Annotated in this window: 18 protein-coding genes; 11 read left to right on the top strand and 7 right to left on the bottom strand. The window is 61.3% G+C overall.

The annotated features are described in order from the left end of the window. Positions 1-16: 16 nt before the first annotated feature. Both ACFPFW_RS14785 and ACFPFW_RS14780 read left to right on the top strand, forming a co-directional pair. Complete coding sequence (locus ACFPFW_RS14785; protein WP_114958254.1) at positions 17-1,219, top strand: pyridoxal phosphate-dependent aminotransferase; 1,203 nt, start codon at positions 17-19, stop codon at positions 1,217-1,219. 225 nt (positions 1,220-1,444) lie between these two features. Next, positions 1,445-3,490 carry an elongation factor G gene (locus ACFPFW_RS14780; protein WP_114958253.1) on the top strand — a complete coding sequence of 682 codons (2,046 nt, stop codon included), beginning with the start codon at positions 1,445-1,447 and terminating at the stop codon, positions 3,488-3,490. Positions 3,491-3,693: 203 nt separating this feature from the next. Here ACFPFW_RS14780 and ACFPFW_RS14775 read toward each other — a convergent pair whose 3' ends face one another. Beyond that, complete coding sequence (locus ACFPFW_RS14775; RefSeq protein ID WP_114958252.1) at positions 3,694-4,587, bottom strand: LysR family transcriptional regulator; 894 nt, start codon at positions 4,585-4,587, stop codon at positions 3,694-3,696. A 12-nt stretch (positions 4,588-4,599) separates the two neighbouring features. Continuing rightward, entirely contained in the window at positions 4,600-5,565 is a 966-nt protein-coding gene (gene trxB, locus ACFPFW_RS14770) for a thioredoxin-disulfide reductase (protein WP_114958251.1), read from the bottom strand. Between the two features lie 175 nt (positions 5,566-5,740). Here trxB and rfbF point away from each other — a divergent pair, with 175 nt between their 5' ends. The 7 genes from rfbF to ACFPFW_RS14735 are packed head-to-tail and all read left to right on the top strand — an operon-like array spanning position 5,741 to position 11,383. Next, positions 5,741-6,508, top strand: coding sequence for a glucose-1-phosphate cytidylyltransferase (gene rfbF / locus ACFPFW_RS14765; RefSeq protein ID WP_114958250.1), 768 nt, complete (start codon positions 5,741-5,743; stop codon positions 6,506-6,508). A 2-nt stretch (positions 6,509-6,510) separates the two neighbouring features. Further along, entirely contained in the window at positions 6,511-7,554 is a 1,044-nt protein-coding gene (rfbG, locus tag ACFPFW_RS14760; RefSeq protein WP_114958249.1) for a CDP-glucose 4,6-dehydratase, read from the top strand. Beyond that, positions 7,538-8,779 (top strand): methyltransferase domain-containing protein, encoded by a 1,242-nt coding sequence (locus tag ACFPFW_RS14755; protein WP_114958248.1) that lies wholly within the window; start codon positions 7,538-7,540, stop codon positions 8,777-8,779. The genes rfbG and ACFPFW_RS14755 overlap by 17 nt, the downstream gene beginning before the upstream one ends. Positions 8,780-8,783: 4 nt before the next feature. After that, complete coding sequence (locus tag ACFPFW_RS14750; RefSeq protein WP_114958247.1) at positions 8,784-9,308, top strand: dTDP-4-dehydrorhamnose 3,5-epimerase family protein; 525 nt, start codon at positions 8,784-8,786, stop codon at positions 9,306-9,308. Beyond that, positions 9,305-9,793: an acyltransferase gene (locus ACFPFW_RS14745; protein WP_114958275.1), complete on the top strand. Its 489-nt coding sequence runs from the start codon at positions 9,305-9,307 to the stop codon at positions 9,791-9,793. The genes ACFPFW_RS14750 and ACFPFW_RS14745 overlap by 4 nt, the downstream gene beginning before the upstream one ends. Next, positions 9,790-10,602 carry an NAD-dependent epimerase/dehydratase family protein gene (locus tag ACFPFW_RS14740; RefSeq protein WP_379771295.1) on the top strand — a complete coding sequence of 271 codons (813 nt, stop codon included), beginning with the start codon at positions 9,790-9,792 and terminating at the stop codon, positions 10,600-10,602. The genes ACFPFW_RS14745 and ACFPFW_RS14740 overlap by 4 nt, the downstream gene beginning before the upstream one ends. A gap of 4 nt (positions 10,603-10,606) precedes the next feature. Then, entirely contained in the window at positions 10,607-11,383 is a 777-nt protein-coding gene (locus ACFPFW_RS14735; protein WP_114958246.1) for a cephalosporin hydroxylase family protein, read from the top strand. 307 nt (positions 11,384-11,690) lie between these two features. Here the strand turns inward: ACFPFW_RS14735 and ACFPFW_RS14730 are convergent, their stop codons facing one another. From ACFPFW_RS14730 to ACFPFW_RS14720, 3 genes are all read right to left on the bottom strand, one after another. Continuing rightward, positions 11,691-11,903 (bottom strand): hypothetical protein, encoded by a 213-nt coding sequence (locus ACFPFW_RS14730; RefSeq protein ID WP_379771293.1) that lies wholly within the window; start codon positions 11,901-11,903, stop codon positions 11,691-11,693. Positions 11,904-12,291: 388 nt separating this feature from the next. Continuing rightward, complete coding sequence (locus ACFPFW_RS14725) at positions 12,292-12,996, bottom strand: FkbM family methyltransferase (protein ID WP_114958245.1); 705 nt, start codon at positions 12,994-12,996, stop codon at positions 12,292-12,294. Positions 12,997-13,057: 61 nt separating this feature from the next. Next, a complete protein-coding gene (locus tag ACFPFW_RS14720) occupies positions 13,058-14,080 on the bottom strand; it encodes a glycosyltransferase family 2 protein (RefSeq protein ID WP_114958244.1) in 1,023 nt (340 codons plus the stop codon). Positions 14,081-14,370: 290 nt separating this feature from the next. Here ACFPFW_RS14720 and ACFPFW_RS14715 point away from each other — a divergent pair, with 290 nt between their 5' ends. Then, a complete protein-coding gene (locus tag ACFPFW_RS14715) occupies positions 14,371-15,189 on the top strand; it encodes a glycosyltransferase family 2 protein (RefSeq protein ID WP_114958243.1) in 819 nt (272 codons plus the stop codon). A 2-nt stretch (positions 15,190-15,191) separates the two neighbouring features. Then, positions 15,192-16,220: a glycosyltransferase gene (locus ACFPFW_RS14710; RefSeq protein ID WP_114958242.1), complete on the top strand. Its 1,029-nt coding sequence runs from the start codon at positions 15,192-15,194 to the stop codon at positions 16,218-16,220. On the opposite strand, the gene ACFPFW_RS14705 is transcribed toward ACFPFW_RS14710, so the two are convergent. Next, the gene (locus tag ACFPFW_RS14705; RefSeq protein ID WP_114958241.1) at positions 16,184-17,263 is read right to left on the bottom strand and encodes a glycosyltransferase family 4 protein; all 1,080 of its coding nucleotides are present in this window, start codon (positions 17,261-17,263) and stop codon (positions 16,184-16,186) included. The genes ACFPFW_RS14710 and ACFPFW_RS14705 overlap by 37 nt on opposite strands. A 148-nt stretch (positions 17,264-17,411) precedes the next feature. Next, on the bottom strand, positions 17,412-17,885 hold the full coding sequence (greA, locus tag ACFPFW_RS14700; protein ID WP_114958240.1) for a transcription elongation factor GreA: 474 nt from the start codon (positions 17,883-17,885) through the stop codon (positions 17,412-17,414). Between the last annotated feature and the right edge of the window lie 60 nt (positions 17,886-17,945).

Raw genomic sequence — 17,945 nt, 5'->3', positions numbered from 1 at the left:
GTTTCGGAGATGTGACATGGCCTTCCTGGCCGAGAGCCTCAAGCGCGTTAAGCCGTCCGCCACGCTCGCTGTGACGCAGAAAGCCCGCGAGCTTACGGCAGCCGGCCGCAGCGTGATCTCGCTCGGCGCCGGCGAACCCGATTTCGATACGCCGGACAACATCAAGAAGGCCGCCATCGACGCAATCAATCGCGGCGAGACCAAATACACGCCCGTGCCCGGTATCCCGCAGCTGCGCGAGGCCATCGTCAAGAAGTTCAAGCGCGAGAACAATCTCGACTACACGGCGGCGCAGGTCATCGTCGGCACTGGCGGCAAGCAGATCCTCTACAACGCCTTCGTCGCGACGATGAACCCTGGCGACGAGGTCATCATCCCGGCGCCGTTCTGGGTGTCCTATCCGGAAATGGTCGCTCTGAACGGCGGCACTCCGGTCATCGTCGACACGACGCAGGAGAACAGCTTCAAGCTCCAGGCGAAGGACCTCGAAGCCGCGATCACGCCGAAGACCAAGTGGCTGATCTTCAACTCGCCGTCGAACCCGTCCGGCGCGGCCTACAGCTATGACGAGTTGAAGGCGATCACCGACGTCCTGGTGAAGCACGACCATGTCTGGGTTCTGACCGACGACATGTACGAGCACCTGACCTATGGCGACTTCAAGTTCGTCACGCCGGTCGAGATCGAGCCCAAGCTCTACGATCGCACGCTGACGATGAACGGCGTCTCCAAGGCCTATGCGATGACCGGCTGGCGTATCGGCTACGCGGCCGGCCCGCTGAACCTCATCAAGGCGATGGACATGGTGCAGGGTCAGCAGACTTCCGGCGCTTGCTCGATCGCCCAATGGGCGGCGGTGGAAGCGCTCAATGGTCCGCAGGACTTCATCGAGGAGCGCCGCAAGATCTTCGAGCAGCGCCGCGATCTCGTCGTGTCGATGCTGAACCAGGCCAAGGGCATTCAGTGCCCGGTGCCGGAAGGCGCGTTCTACGTCTATCCGTCCTGCGCCGGCACGATCGGCAAGACCGCGCCGTCGGGCAAGGTGATCGAGACCGACGAGGATTTCGTTTCCGAGCTTCTGGAGACCGAAGGCGTCGCGGTGGTGCATGGCTCGGCCTTCGGCCTTGGCCCGAACTTCCGCATTTCTTATGCGACTTCGACAAAGGCGCTCGAAGAGGCCTGCCAGCGTATCCAGCGGTTCTGCGCCAGCCTTCGCTGACGCGGGGCAGGGGTTCCGCGCCTCGCTGCGCTGAATCGACTAAATCGCCTGCACAAAGAAAGGGCGCTCCTCAGGAGTGCCCTTTTTTGCGTCTTGCGTCCGTATCCGTGCGGGTGTCCCATCGATGGACCGGGCGCTTGGCCGCGCGCCTCGGGCCTGAGCGTGGGGTGGGGAGCCCGTCGTAAAGCGGTCACGTCTCTGACGCCCGGGTAGGGAGCTACCACCATGGGCCAAGACGTAAGACCAGTTGCGGGTCCGCGATGCATTGCACTCGTGGGCCCGTTCCAGAGCGGCAAGACAAGCTTGCTTGAAGCCATTCTCGCCTATTCCGGTGCGATTCCGCGTGCGGGCAATGTCGAGGACGGCACGACCATTGGCGACACCAGCGCCGAGGCCCGCGCCCATCGCATGAGCACTGAGATGAATGTCGCCACGGTCGACTTCTTCGGTGACGCCTACACTTTCGTCGACTGCCCCGGCTCGGTGGAATTCCTGGAAGACATGCGGCGCGCTTTGCCCGCGGTCGACGCGGCCGTCGTTGTCTGCGAGGCCGACGAGCGGAAAGTGCCGGCGCTGCAGCAGATCCTTCGGCTCCTCGAAGATCAGGGCATTCCGCGCTTTCTCTTCCTCAACAAGATCGACAAGGCGGAATCGCGCATCCGCGACGCGCTCGAAATGCTGCAGCCGTCCTCACGCACGCCGCTCCTTGTGCGTCAGATTCCGGTCTGGGAGAACGAGATCATTACCGGCTATATCGACCTCGCGCTCGAACGCGCCTTCGTCTACCGCGAGCATGCGGAGTCGAACATCGTCGACATCGCCGAGGGCGAGCGCATCCGCCAGCGCGAGGCGCGCTTCGCCATGCTGGAAAAGCTCGCCGACCACGACGACGAGCTTCTCGAGACCCTGCTGGAAGATCTCGAGCCGCCGAAGGACCGCGTATTCGACGATCTGTCGCGCGAACTGAAACAGGGGCTCGTCGTGCCGGTTCTGCTCGGCTCGGCTTTGCGCGGCAACGGCGTGTTGCGGCTCCTGAAGGCTCTTCGTCATGAGGCGCCCTGCATCACGGCGATGGCGACCCGTGCCGGAATGGCAGGCGAGGGCGATCCCGCGGCATACGTGCTGAAGACCGTCCACACCGCGCATGGCGGCAAGCTGTCGGTCGTCCGGATGATGCGCGGCGCGATCCCCGACGGCGCAACCGTCATGGGCTCGAACGGTGCCAAGGCCCGCATCGCCGCGATCCAGCGCCTGACCGGCGCAGCCTCGGTAAAGGTCGGCTCGGCGGTGCTCGGCGATACGGTCGCACTGGCGCGACTCGACGGCATCCAGACCGGCCAGATGGTGACGGCCGGACCGGTGGCGCTTCCCGAAATCGAAGTTGAAAGCCCTGACGCCGTTGTCAGCGCGACTTTACTGACGAAGGAGCGCAAGGACGATGTGAAGCTCTCGGCCGGCCTTGCCAAGCTCGTCGAGGAAGATCCGTCCTATCATCTGTGCCAGACCGGCGAGGGAGGCGAAATCCGTCTCGACGGGCAGGGCGAGATGCATCTGCGTGTCGCGACCGAGCGGCTTGCCGAGCGTTTCGGCGTTGCCGTGACGTCAAAGGCGCCGCGTGTCGGCTATCGCGAGACCATCCGCGGCAAGACCAGCCTGCGCGGCCGCCACAAGAAGCAAAGCGGCGGGCATGGGCAGTTCGGCGACGTCGTTCTCGAGATCGAAGCCCTGCCGCGTGGCGAGGGCATTCGCTTCGAGGACAAGATCACCGGCGGCGTGGTGCCGCGTCAGTTCATCCCGTCGGTCGAGAAGGGCGTCCGCGACGCGCTGAGACAGGGGCCGCTCGGCTTCCCCGTGACGGACGTGCTGGTGCGTCTCGTCGACGGCTCGTTCCACACGGTCGATTCGTCCGACGCCGCGTTCCAGGCCGCCGGCCGCATCGCCATCAGCGAGGGCCTGCCGCAATGCTCGCCGGCTCTGCTGGAGCCGATGTTCAAGGTCGAGGTCTATGTGCCGAACGACGCCACGGCGAAGATCAACGCGATCCTTTCCGCCCGGCGCGGCCAGATCCTCGGCTTCGATGCGCGCGGCGGCTGGCCGGGTTGGGACGTCGTGCAGGCGATTTTGCCGGAGGCGGAAATCGGCGATCTGATCATCGAGATCAGATCGGCCAGCGCGGGCGTGGGCAGTTTCACCGCCGGCTTCGACCATATGGCGGAGCTTGTGGGACGATCTGCCGATCAGGTGATCGCAAGCAGGCACGCGGCGGAGTGAGTTCCCCTCTCCTGCGAAGCGGGAGAGGGTCGAGAGCGCGGCAGCGCTCCGGGGTGAGGGCAGCACGATGCTCATTGCTGTTATCATGCCCTCACCCGCTCGCTGCGCGAGTCGACCTCTCCCCCTGAACTCGGGTGTTCCCGAGTTCAGATGTAAAGTGGCGAAGTCGGGCACACCCGACTTCGCTCGGGAGAGGGGAACGCTCAGCTCAACGCCTGAACCTTCGACAGCAGGAAGTCGCGGAAGACCTGGATGCGGCGGACGCTGCGGAGCTCTTCCGGATAGGCGAGATAGGCTTCGAGCGTCGGCGATTCCGCGTTCGGCAGCAGCCGGACGAGGTTCGAATCCGGCTCGATGAGGTATTGCGGCAGGATGCCGATGCCGACGCCGCCTTCGACGGCCCGTTTCAGGCCGAGCATGTTGTTGACCGACATGTTCGGCTGCCGCGGCTCACGGTCGTCGCGGCCGACCATGGCAAGCCAGTTCAGCGGCTGCAGGAAGCTCGGCACGAGGCCGGCGAAGCCGACGATGCGATGATTGTCCAGGTCCTGGACGTCGCGCGGGCTGCCGAAGCGAGCGATGTAGTCCGGCGAGGCATAAACCCAGTAATGCACCGGGAACAGCTTGCGCTGGATCAGCTCGGACTGGGTCGGCTGGCGCAGGCGAATGCCGATATCGGCCTCGCGCATGGCCAAGTCGAGCTCGTCGTCGGTCAGCATCAGCGTGACGCAGATTTCGGGATAAAGATCGAGAAATTCCGAGATCAGTGGCGCCAGCCAGCCGCCGCCGAGACCGACCGACGTCGTCACCTTGAGCACGCCATGCGGTCGCTCGCGGCTGTCGGTGAGCAGGAGCTTGGTCGATTCGAGCTTGGCGAACAGTTCCTGCGTTGTGCGGAACAGGAGTTCGCCCTGTTCGGTCAGAAGCAGGCCGCGCGCATGGCGATGGAACAGCGGGACCTTGAGCTCGTGCTCAAGCGCCGAAACCTGGCGGCTGACGGCGGACTGGGAGAGGCCCAGTTTGTCGCCACCATGGGTAAAGCTCTTTGCTTCGGCGGCCGCGTGGAAGATGCGCAGCTTGTCCCAATCGAGCGACATAATGTGACCGGTCTATTCCGCCGCCAATTGGAGAGCATTCAGGCCATGCAAATAGCGCTCGGCGTCTAGAGCGGCCATGCAGCCCATTCCGGCAGCCGTGACCGCCTGCCGGTAGATATGATCTGACACATCGCCCGCCGCGAATACACCCTCCACATTGGTGAAAGGCGTTCCAGGCTGAACCTTGAGATAACCGGCCTCGTCGAGTTCGAGCTGTCCCTTGAACAATTCGGTCGCCGGGGCATGGCCGATCGCGACGAACACGCCCTCGACCATCAGCTGGGTCTCGACCCCGCTCTTGATGTTCTTGAGGCGCACGCCCGAGACGCCGGGAGGCGTGCCGGAACCCAGTACCTCGTCGATCACCGAATCCCAGATCACTTCGACCTTGGGATTGGCGAACAGGCGATCCTGCAGGATACGCTCGGCGCGGAAGTGGTCGCGCCGGTGCACGACGTAGACCTTCGAGGCGAAATTCGTGAGGAAGAGGGCCTCCTCGACGGCCGTGTTGCCGCCGCCGACGACCACGACCTCCTTGCCGCGGAAGAAGAAGCCGTCGCAGGTGGCGCAGGCGGAAACGCCGAAGCCCTTCAGCCGCTCCTCGCTCTCGAGCCCGAGCCAGCGCGCCTGCGCGCCTGTCGCGATGATCAGCGCGTCGCAGGTCCAGATCTTGCCGGACTCGCCCTTGAGCGTGAACGGACGCTTCGACAGGTCGACCGAGGAGATGTGGTCATTCTCCATGATCGTGCCGAACCGCTCCGCCTGCTCGCGCATCTGGTCCATCAGCCAGGGCCCCTGAACGGCCTCGGCGAAGCCGGGATAGTTCTCGACATCCGTCGTGATGGTGAGCTGCCCACCCGGCTGGATGCCCGCGATGATGACAGGCTTCAACATGGCACGCGCCGCATAGACCGCAGCGGTGTAGCCGGCGGGGCCGGAGCCGAGGATGATGAGGCTATGATGTTCGGGGGAGGGCATGAGAAGCTTTCAAAAGCAGCGGAACGCAATCGCGCTCCTGAGTTCGCGCTAATGTAAGGAGGTAGCGGGAGCGCTTTCAAGCCAACGCCCACCATCGCGCCGAGCTTTGTGCACAAGCCTTACCCTGTCGGCCTGTTACATGCTATCCGAGCGGCCCCACGTCATAGGGTCGTAGATGAAAGTCGTCATACTTGCAGGTGGACTCGGAACCAGGATTTCCGAGGAATCGCATCTGCGCCCGAAGCCGCTGATCGAAATCGGAGGGCGTCCCATCCTTTGGCACATCATGAAGCGGTATTCTCATTGCGGATACAATGACTTCATCATCTGCGCGGGATACAAGGGGTACATGATCAAGGAGTTCTTCCTGAACTACTTTGCTCATCGATCCGACATAACCGTCGACCTGACGACCAACAGCGTCGAGTTCCATCAGAGCTTTGCCGAACCGTGGCGGGTAACGATCGTTGATACCGGCGAGGCGACGCTGACGGGTGGGCGCTTGAAGCGCATCCGGCATCACCTCGTCTCGGGCGAGCCGTTCTTCATGACCTACGGCGACGGTGTTGCGGACATCGATCTCACCGAGGAATTGGCTTTCCATAAGCGAAATGGTCGTCAGGCGACGTTGGCCGGGGTCATTCCTCCGGGCCGCTACGGAGCGCTCGACCTCGCCGGCGACGAGGTGATGACGTTCATAGAGAAGCCGCCCGGCGACAATGCCCGCATCAATGGGGGCTTTTTCGTTCTGGAGACCTCCGTGCTGGACCGCATAGAAGGCGATCAGACCTCGTTCGAAGGTGACGTCCTGAACTCCCTTGCCCGGGATCGGCAGCTTTCGGCTTATCCCCACAACGGCTTTTGGCAGCCGATGGATACGCTTCGCGACAAGAACCACCTCGAAGCTCTGTGGTCCGCCGGGCAGGCGCCTTGGAAAGTCTGACGATGCGCTTCTGGCAAGGAAAAAGGGTTCTCCTGACCGGCCATACCGGCTTCAAGGGCGGCTGGGCGGCCGCGATGCTGTCTCGCTTGGGCGCCGACCTGACGGGCCTCGCTTTGGCTCCGGACACCGAACCCAGTCTCTTCGATCAGGCCGGGCTCGACGCCGTGGTTGATCACCATGTCGTCGATCTGCGGGATGCCGGATCTGTCCGCGGTCTGGTGCACCGCGTTCAGCCGGATCTGGTCCTGCACATGGCGGCCCAGCCGCTCGTCCTGAGATCCTACCAGGCGCCGGTCGAGACCTTCGCGTCGAACGTCCTCGGCACGGTTCATCTTCTCGACGCGCTTCGTGATCTGGACGGCCTCGGCGTCGTCCTTGTCGTGACCTCCGACAAGGTATACGCCGACGATGGTACCGGAGCGCCTCGCGACGAAAGCGCGACGCTCGGCGGGCGTGATCCGTACTCCGCATCGAAGGCAATGACGGAGATCGCGGTTGCGAGTTACGCGAAAAGCTTTTTCGACAAGACCGGGACCGTCGTCGCGACGGCACGCGGCGGAAACGTCGTTGGCGGGGGCGACTATTCAGTGGACCGCATATTGCCCGACGCGTGGCGATCGGCGCGGGCTGGAACGCCGCTCGTTCTACGCAACCCGCACGCGGTCAGGCCCTGGCAACACGTCTTGGACTGCCTGACAGGCTATCTGCTGTATGTGGAGAGACTTGCGAAAGACCCGGACGGCCCCAGGAGCCTCAATTTCGGTCCGGACGACGAGGCCGTCAGCGTGGAGACCATGGCGCGAACCTTCCTGGACGGACTGAACCGGCAGACGCAGATCATGGTCGAGCCCCGACCGGACGTCGTGGAAACGCGGCATCTCGCTCTTGACGCGGCGCGCGCGAGATCGCTGCTGGATTGGCGTCCGAAGCTCGACGCGAAGCAGGCCGCCGCCTGGTCCGCCGACTGGTATCGCCGTGTTGGCGATGGCGAACCCGCCATTCGAGTGACCCTGGATCAGATCGATCACTATGCCCAGCTCAACTGATCGCAGATTCTGTTGCAAGTCCTGCGGCTCGGAGCTGCGGGACGTCTTCCTCGATCTCGGCGAGCAGCCCCTCGCGAATGCATTCCTCGTGCATGCGGATGAGGACGAACGCCGCTATCCGCTCACCGTCCGGGTCTGCGAAGAGTGTTTTCTGGTTCAGGCGGATCACGACATTCCGGCCGACGCGATCTTCACCTCGGACTATGTCTACTTCTCGTCCACCTCCAAGAGCTGGGTCGAGCATGCACGGCGCTATGCCGAGGTGATGATCGATCGCTTCGGGCTCACCCCCGGCTCACGCGTGGTGGAGGTCGCCTCCAACGACGGATATCTGCTCCAGCACTTCAAGGCTGCCGGCATCCCTGTTCTCGGCGTGGAACCCACGGCGAATACGGCAGCGGTGGCCCGTGAGCGCGACATCCCGACGGAAAGCGCGTTCTTCTCGGCCGAAGTCGCCGCCGATCTGAGGAAGCGTTATGGCCCAGCCGACCTGATGGCCGCGAACAACGTGCTTGCTCACGTGCCGGATATCGTCGGCTTCGTGCGAGGTTTCGCGGAGCTTCTCGCGCCCGACGGCGTGGCGACGTTCGAGTTCCCCCATCTCATGGAGATGATCGAGAGCGGAAAGTTCGACACTGTCTATCATGAGCATTATTCCTACCTCTCGCTCGTAGCAGCGGAATCGGTGTTCCGGCGGTGCGGACTTCGGGTCTTCGATCTCGAGACGCTACCGACCCAGGGCGGGTCGCTGCGGCTCTATGTCTGCCAGGATGGCAGCTCCTGGAAGGAGACGCCGGCCGTCGAAGCGTTCCGCGCCCGGGAACGGGCGCTCGGCATGCACGAAATGGCCGGCTACCGGGGCTTCGAGCCAAGGGTGCAGAAGATCAGGGACGCATTTCTCGGATTTCTCGCCGATGCCAAATCCGAGGGACGTACGATCGCCGCCTATGGCGCGGCCGCCAAGGGCAACACCTTCCTGAATTTCTGCGGCATCACGGCGAGCGACATCGTGGCGGTTGCCGATGCCTCTTCTGCGAAGCAGGGGAAGTTCCTACCCGGGAGCCGGATTCCGGTCGTGACACCAACGGAACTCGCCGGCCTTGGCCCGGATTATGTGCTGATCCTGCCATGGAACCTCGCGTCGGAGATCGAAGCCCAACTCGCCTATTTGGCAGCTGACGGAACGCGATTCGTGACCGCGATCCCGCGACTCGATATCCATTGACGCCATGAGGTTCGCTGCGACCGACATCGCTGGCGTATTCGAGGTCCATGCCGAGCCGCATGTGGATCCCCGCGGGGCCTTTGCCCGGCTTTACTGCCCCGACGAATTCGCCAGGGCGGGGATCGACTTCACCTCGGTTCAGATCAACCTGTCCACGAACCCCACGGGAGGAACGCTGCGCGGCCTTCATTTCCAGGATCCGCCCTTCGCAGAGGCGAAGCTCGTGCGCGCGGTCCGCGGGAAGGCTTTCGACGTCGCGGTCGACCTGCGCCCGGACAGCCCGACATTCAGGCAATGGACGTCGGTGGTCCTCGACAGCCGGTCGATGAATGCGATTTTCATCCCCGAAGGCTGCGCCCACGGCTTCCTGACACTGGAGGACGACACCGATCTCCTCTATCAGATGGGCCGCGCCTACGAACCGGGGCAGGCCCGGGGTTACCGCTATGATGACCCGGCGTTCGGGATTGGATGGCCGAAAGAGATCAGAGTGATCAGGGACGCGGATCTGGAGTGGCCGGCCGCGTGATCGAGATTCATCCCACTGCTCGAATATCATCGCTTGCGGATATCGAGGATTCCGTCCGCGGAAGCCGGATTGTCGTCGGCGCCAATTCGGTGATCGATTCATTCGTGAAAATCAAACCCGCCGGAGGGCGGGGCGATTTGGTGGTCGGCAGCGACTCCGTGATCAATTCGGGCTGCGTTCTTTACACCGGAAACGGTCTTGAGATCGGAGATCAGGTCGCTATCGCCGCGAACTGCGCCTTCGCGCCAACAAATCATGAATTTTCCAGCCGGAGCATCCCCATCCGCAGCCAAGGATTCCGACCCAGCAAGGGAGGCATCAAGATAGGAAACGATGTGTGGATCGGCGCAAATTGCGTTTTCCTGGACGGATCGGCCGTGGGCCAAGGCTGCGTAATCGGCGCGAGCTCTGTCGTAAGAGGTAGGCTGGACCCTTACGGCATTTATGCCGGGAATCCGCTGGTCAAAATCGGCGAGCGGACATGATCTCGACGGTAATCGGGGGCACCGGCTTCATCGGAAGCCATCTGGTACGTCATTTGAAAAGTCTGGGGCGAGACGTCTTCGTGCCAAAGAAGGGTAGCGAAGAAGTCCTGAGCCGACCGCTGGGACAGGTTTTCTATTGTGCCGGCCTAACCGCCGATTTTAGGTGGCGGCCATTCGAGACGATCGATGCGCATGTTTCCTACCTCGCCAGAATACTGTCAGTAGGAGCCTTCGACAGCCTTCTGTACCTGTCTTCGACACGTATCTACGCAGGACTTCGGTCCGCATCTGAAGACGAAGAGATTCGTGTGAGGCCAAACGCTCCCGATGACCTTTACAATATCTCGAAGGTCGCCGGGGAGGCCCTGTGCCTGGCTCAGGCAAATCCGAGAGTGCGAATAGCGCGACTATCAAACGTCGTCGGCCTCGATCTTGAGTCGAGCAATTTTCTGATGGCTGTAATTCGTGAAGCCGTACGTGGGCGGATAGAGCTGCAATCGAGTCCGGAATCCTCCAAAGACTATATTGCGATCGAGGATGTCGTTTCCCTGCTCACGCTCATCGCCGACAACGGGGAACATCGGGTCTACAACGTGGCTTCGGGAAAGAGCATTCGTCATGCCGAAATATTGGAGAGGCTGCAGCAACTTACGGGGTGCGACATCGTGCAGGCCAAAAGCGCCCCGGGAATGGATTTCCCGGACATTTCGGTTTCACGTCTCAAAGGCGAATTTCCGTTCGAGGCTCAGTCTATCCTCGATTATATCCCCCTCATAATAGACGCGAGCCGTCAGGCGGCGAGAGAGTAGAGTTATGGATCCGGTCTCTCAGTTCAAACATGAAAAGAGTGCTCGCATTGCCTCCTATGGTTCCGACGAGTCGTTCAATAGGCTGTCGCAAGACTGGCTCCGAGAGTCGATGGCGCGGCAGTACGTATACAATTTTGAATGGCTGGGCCGACCGATCATTCAATATCCGAGCGACATCATCGCTGTTCAGGAACTCATTTGGTCAGTCCGACCTGATTTGATCATAGAGACCGGAATCGCTCACGGCGGATCGCTGATCCTGAGCGCCTCGCTTCTGGCGCTTCTCGATCTGTGTGATGCGGCCGAGACGGGTGAGCTTCTGGATCCACAAGCTCCGAAGCGAATGGTCATCGGGGTCGATATCGACATCCGATCGCACAATCGTGCGGCCCTCGAAGCCCATCCGTTGGCAAATAGGTTCAACCTCATCCTGGGTTCTTCCATCGACCCCCAAATAGTATCGTCCGTGCGTGAGATTGCTCAAAAATACAACAGGATCATGGTGTTTCTCGACAGCATGCACACGCAAGATCATGTTCTTGCGGAACTGGAAGCCTACGCGGGCCTCGTTTCGAGCGGCAGTTACTGTGTTGTCTTCGACACCTTTGTCGAGGACATGCCGAAGGGTTTTTTCCTATCTCGACCTTGGGACGTTGGAAACAACCCCAAAACGGCCGTCCATAAGTTTCTGGCAAAACACGATGAATTTGAGTTGGACCTTGAGCTTCAGAGGAAGCTGCAAGTGACGGTCGCACCAGATGGTTTTCTCCGCCGGCGGTGACGCCGGCGAGGATCGCTGGATGGGGTCAGAGTTTGCCTAGCAGGCGATAGCCGGTCTTACGACGAGCATCACGCCAAAACATCCGGAACAGCTTATAACGGGTGCGCACCGAAAGAGGCGGGAGGAAATCGCGAACTCGGAAACACCCCATCGTATAGAGCCAGCGTTGGGAAAGGCGTTCTTTCCAAGCTTTGGCCTTGTATAAATTTTCCGAGTCTGAACCCCGGAAGAAGAGATACTTTTCTTCGGGGACGTAGGTGACCAAATCCCGGACGACGAATTCCGCTATCGTATATGACGCCGCACACTAGGCGCGACCGAGTTCGGGCCAGCGACGCAACATGATCTCCGCGCCGCCGGCGGAGCGGACCACGCCGTAGAACCATTCCGAGGGAAAGATCAGACCTCGTGGAAGGTCACCCGCGGCGAGCTTGCTCCCGAAGTCGAAGATATCGGATTTCGGGGTCAGGTGTTTGATACCGTCCGGCTCATAACGGTCGACCGAGCCGACGGCCAGCATTTTGCTTGGATCGGCTTCGAGCGCCGCAAGGAGGGACTTGAGAAAGCCAGGGGTGGAGAGATCGTCGCAGGCACGCAGGCAGAAATATTCGCCACGAGCGCTCGCCAGTTCGATCGTGTGGGAAAATTTGCGATGGCGTCTCGATGAAACTCGTTTTCGATCAGTTCAAAACGGGAGTCTTTTTCGCAGAATTTTCGAGCAATGAGTAGCGTGTCATCAGTCGACTTATTCTCGACAATTATCGCCCGGAAATCTCGATAGTCTGATCTGCGATGCATTGGAGACTCTGTTCCATGGTCTTCGCGCCGTTGTAAATTGGAAAGGCGACGATCAGCTTTGTCTTTGTCACACGGAATCCCTAACTTGGATTTTGCTTCTGCTGCGCCGATCAAGATCTGATCAGTGCAAGAGAATCTCCCTCCGTTCGGAGTTGCTGGAAGCCGAGCGCAGCAAGTCTACGAACCACTCGCGCCGGCTGCTCCGGATCAACAATATGTGGATGAGTTTCGATCAGTATTTTCCGTACACCGGGGAATTCGGTGGCACCAATTAATTCCTCCTCCGCTCCTTCGACATCCATGGATACGAGCGTTGGCCTCTCTTTTTCGAGGACGGCGGCGATTGGCTCGCTCGGTATGCTCTCGGTATCGGTCTGGTGTTGGCGGTCAATGAGGCTCGATGAAAATAGGTTGCCGGTAATGTGAAGGGTGACGGCCCTGCCATCGGCCGTGATGGCTTTCATGTGCAAATGCGGGGAGACTCCGTTGAGTGCGAAATTGCACAGTATGAGTTTCTGAAGCCTCGGATTGGCTTCGTAGGCTACGACGTTTTCACTACCGACCGTCATTGCTGAAAGCGATGCGATGAGGCCGGTGCACGCGCCTATGTCCAGGACGCGGTCTTCGGGGGTGAGCAACATTTTCAGCAGCGCACGTTCGGGCGCCTCATACACTCCCTTGAAGATTTTTGCCCGGATAGGCCTCAGAAGAGGGTCATTCGGGTCGGTGCTGACGAGAACGCCGTCGATCGTCGCGGTCCTCGCCCGTAGAGCTCGAAGCGTCAGGGCGCGGAGATTGGTCAGGATGCCGGTCATCGGGCTCGCTTAGCATAAAATGCGGTCACCGGAGCCGTTCGTGCCAAGAATGGCCACACGCTTATTCCACCGAGAAGAAACCCATCCGAGCGAGTTTCCTCGCGCCCGTATAGGTAATCGATGTTGCCGTTTCCAGTACTATCTGAGCGGGTTGTTGAATTTTCTCAAGTATATCCTGGTATATCTGTCCGCCGCCAAAATGTTGGCCGTTGCGGACGACTTCGGCAAAATCATCCGAGAAGCCTGAGAAGAATTTGAAATGCAGAAGTGCTCCTGCCGGAGCGGAGAAGTTTCTCCAGTAGGGGTTTGGGAAATGTATGCTCTTGTCCAGTCTGGTGAGAGAATCCCAATGCATTAGAGGATATTTCATTAGTTCGGCTTTGCTTTGGAAAAAGCGTTGCCGAACCCCGCCCTTCAAGCTCCAGGCGCGAGCGCCCGCCCTCAGGTCATATCCGTCCTCATCTACCAGGCTGGCGATAGTCCAAGGCATACCATCGCGCGGGAAGGCATAATCGGCCGCTTCGACATATCCCGGAGGATACATGTCCAGCATGGGAGCCGGCATATGCCTTATACCCCGTTTTTCGAGCCACGATATTAGCTGAGGCAAGCTCGGCGCGGCTGCGAATACGAGAAATTCGTCGGAATCGACATTCAAGTACCAGCGACCTCGGCCGTATCGATTGACCAGGATCTGGCGCCAGGCGCGACCACGATAGGCATCGCTGTATCGGCAATTCGATTCATAGAGATCGACATCAGGTTCCTGCGAGAGGAATTCTTTCGTTCCGTCAGTCGATCGATCGTCAACGATGAGAAACCGAGTGACGCCGAGTTGGCGATAGTGAGTCAGAAACGGCTGGAGCAGGCGCTTGTCGTTGTGGGTCAACGTAATCAGCGCAACGTCGTCCTCATTCAGTGCGCGAAACGCTTTCCCGACCTGCTGGATTCTGATCTTTTTATATCGCATCCCGGGAAACAAATCCCCGAATGCCCTGAATGCAGCCCGGATTCGATGAATGGTCGGCACGCGAGGGCGGCCACCAGGAAATGGATACGCGCTCTCCGTCCGGCGAACCATCATTCACTCTCAGATACTGCAGCAAGGCCGATCATGGTCGATCGACTGGTACCAATTGGTCCTTCGCCCAGCAAATACAGAATGGCTTGATCGAAGTTGAACCGCTTCATAGAGGCCGCGGCGCATCGACTGGGAGGCCGAGAGCCTGTCAACGCAATTCAGCCAGCCTTCGATAAAGTCTCTAAATTCGCTGCGCTCGCCTGCGATGAAACTTGGTTGCGTCAAATCGTATGTTTTGCCATGGAGTGCGCCCGAAAGATCCATTCTTTCTCTCTTTACTGAACCGGGGGCGCATGGCCACGCCGACACGACTCCCTCTCTCGGCTTTCATCATCTGCAAGAACGAAGCGCACTACATCGAGCCCTGCATCCGCAGCCTCGATCTGTGCGCCGAAATTATCGTCGTGGATTCGGGGTCGACGGACGGCACGCTCGACCTACTGGAGCGGCTGCGCGAAGAGGGATTTCCGATCAAGGTGTTCCAGCGCGGCTGGCCGGGCTATGCCGCGCAGAAGCAGTTCGCGCTGGAGCAGTGCACGCAGCCTTGGTGCCTGAACATCGACGCCGACGAGCGGTTGGATCTGCAATTGAGAGAACATCTGCCCCGTTTGCTGGCCGAAGATGAAGCCGTTGCCTGGCGTATCCGCCGTCGGCCCTTTCTCGTCGGGTTCGGCTATACGCCAACCTATGTCTTCGAGCGGCCCAATCTCCGTCTCGTTCGCCGCGGTGCCGGCGCCTACGATCTGTCCAAACGGGTGCATGAAGGCATTTCGGTGGAGGGCCGCGTGAAGAGTGCGCGACCCGGCAGCCTTCTTCACTTCCGTCCCTTGCCCCTGGATGAGCAGATCCTGAAGGAGAACGCCTATTCGACCCTCAAGGCGGACCAACTGTTCGATCAGGGCGAAAAGCCTCGCTGGGCGAAGCTGGTGTTCAACCCGCCCTATTATTTCCTTCGTCTCTATTTCGGCCGATGGCTCTTCCTTTGCGGGTGGGCCGGCTTTATCCAGGCGATGACGGGGGCGGTTTATTCGTTCATGACGGAGGCCAAGATCTGGCAGCGGCATGCGCTGATCGCGCATCCATCCAAGGAGCCTCCGCTAGACGGGATCTAGTTTTGAAGGTCATCCATATCCATTTCGGCAAGGACGGCGGGTCCGAGCGGTTTTTCGTCAATCTGGTCAACGGTCTGGCGAGCAAGGGCGTCGAGCAGTGGGCGTTCATCCGCCCGAACCGCGTCTGGAAGAAGGACATCGAGAACGCGGCCCATATCAATGAGGGTACGTTCAACCGGATTTCGCTCTACCGGTTCTGGCTCGCGGCCAAGCTGAAGCGGAAGATCGGCAATTTCCAGCCTGATGCGATCATGGCCTGGGCGCCGCGCGCGAGCCGCTTCCTTCCGTCCTACCAGGGTTGCATCAAGATCTCGCGGCTCGGCGATTTTCCGCTGCGCCTCGAATATTTCACCAACACCGACACGATCGTCTGCAACACGCCGGACATAGCCCAGCGGGTGCGCGAGCTCGGTTGGCAAAAGCCGGTCGAGGTGATTTCCAATTTTACCCGAGCGCATGCTGCGGCGCCGGTCGCACGTTCGACACTTCAAACGCCGGACGACGCGTTCCTTATTGTCGGCGCCGGGCGCTTCGTCCGCCGGAAGGGGTTTCACACGCTGCTCGATGCGGCGGCCCGGCTGCCGCGGGCCTGGGTCTGGATCGTTGGTGACGGCGAGGAGCGGCAGGCGCTGGAGCAGCAGGCCGTCGCGCTCGGCATCGCCGATCGTGTCCGTTTCGCCGGCTGGCAGGCCGATACCTCACCCTTCGTCGCGGCGGCCGATGCGTTCGTCGTGCCGTCACTGCATGAACCCCTGGGCAATGTCATCCTGGAAGCATGGTCGATCGGTCGGCCGGTCGTCTCCTCGCGTGCCGAAGGCCCGCGCTGGATGATGACGGACGGCGAGGACGGTCTGATGTTCGACGTCGAGGATGCCGACGGGCTCGCCCAAGCTCTCGCCAGACTGGAGGCCGATCCGGCTTTGCGCGCATCGCTCGTCGCGGGCGGCACGCAAACGCTCGCGGCCCGCTTCTCGCTCGATGCGATCACGGACGCCTATATCGAGCTGTTCCGCTCCCAGAGCCCGCGATAAACGGCGTTGATGGCCTCAGCCTCGCCGGCGAGGCTGAACGCGGCGACATGTGTCCGTGCCTGCCGCGACATCGCAGCGGAACGGTCCATATCGTCGAGCAGCGTTGCGATAGCGCTCGTCATCGCCGGGACGTCGCCGGGCGGCACCAGGAAACCGCTCTCTCCATCGACGAGGAGTTCCGGGAACGCTCCGACGGTCGTCGCCACCACGGGCATGCCGGTCGCCATCGCTTCGAGCGGCGTGACGCCGAAGCCTTCCCAGCGCTGCGGCGCTACATAGACGTCGAGCGCCTGATACCAGCGCGGTGTTTGCTCTGGCGGTACTTCGTCGGCGAACAGCAGCCGGTCGCTCAGTCCGGCATCAGCCACGCGGGTCTTCAATGCGTCGAGAAACGACGCATGCGGTCCGGTCGCGCGGCCGAGCACGACCGCGCCGGCATCCGGGCGGGCAGGGAGCAGAGCGAGCATCGCCTCGACGAAGACGTCGGTGCCTTTTTGCGCCCGGATGCGGCCAAAGCAGCCGACGAGCCGCAGGTCGGGAAGGCCGAGCATCCGGCGAGTTTCAGTCCGATCCGGCGGTGGCTTGAACTGCGTGAGATCGATGCCGTGGCGGATCACCGTCGATGGCCGCTCGAGATAAGACGCGGTCGCGGAGGAGGTTGCGATCACCGCATCCATCCGGCCGATCAGAAAGCGGGTCCAGCCGGTATGCCTGCGCTGCGACGCCGAGGTGAAGACCAGCCGGAGCGGCATGCGCAACAAGTCGCGCAGGAGAATGCCGGCGAGCATTTCGATGTTGCGTCGGGCGTGCCAGATCCGGAACGGCCGGTCGGCCGGAGCGCGCCATAATCCCGCAAGCTGATGACATCGAAGCTTCGGCAGGGATGCCGACAGTCCCGGGCCGAGTGCGGCGATGGCGACTGAGCGGGCCTGTTCCGGTACGACACGCTCCAGCGTCGAGGTCACACCCGACAGGCGGCGCTTGAAATTAGGCGCGATCACCTCGACGCGCCGCACGTCCACCTCTGTCGACGGCGGCGTCATCCGGCGCGTCCGGAACGAGAAAATTGGAGGCCCGGCTCTGGACTTGAACCAGAGTTGTAAAGACACTGCCGCGTCTCGGAGTAGCCGCTCCCCCACCGGGCCAAGGCGCGAACGCTAGGCCCGGAGAGGTTGAGAGAATCTAAACGGCTCACGCGAAGCGGATGTCGAGGACCTCGTAGCTCTTGGCGCCGCCAGGGGCGGTCACTTCGACCTGGTCGCCGACTTTCTTGCCGACAAGGGCGCGGGCGATCGGGGAGGTGATCGAGACGCGGCCGAGCTTCACGTCGGCCTCGAACTCGCCGACGATCTGATACGTGCGCTCTTCCTCTGTGTCCTCGTCAACGAGCTTGACCGTCGCGCCGAAGGTGATCGTGTCACCCTTCAGCTTGGTGGGATCGATGATTTCGGCGCGCGCGAGGATGCTCTCGATCTCGGCGATCCGACCCTCGTTCAGGCTCTGCTGCTCTTTCGCCGCGTGATATTCGGCGTTCTCGGAGAGGTCGCCGTGGCTGCGGGCCTCGGCAATGGCAGCAATAATCCGCGGGCGCTCCTCGGCCGAACGGCGTTTCAGCTCCACTTCCAGCTGAGTGTGGCCGCCCGCGGTCATCGGAACCTTTTCCATCGTCGTCTTCTCTTCCGCGCAAAATCCGCCCAGCGGCAGGGGTTGCTGTCCTCTGTCGCT

The sequence above is a fragment of the Flaviflagellibacter deserti genome, from assembly GCF_042652085.1.
Lineage (GTDB): Bacteria > Pseudomonadota > Alphaproteobacteria > Rhizobiales > Methylopilaceae > Flaviflagellibacter > Flaviflagellibacter deserti.
The sequence above is the reverse complement of the archived record's forward strand: the minus strand, read 5'-3'. Positions and strand labels throughout refer to the sequence as shown.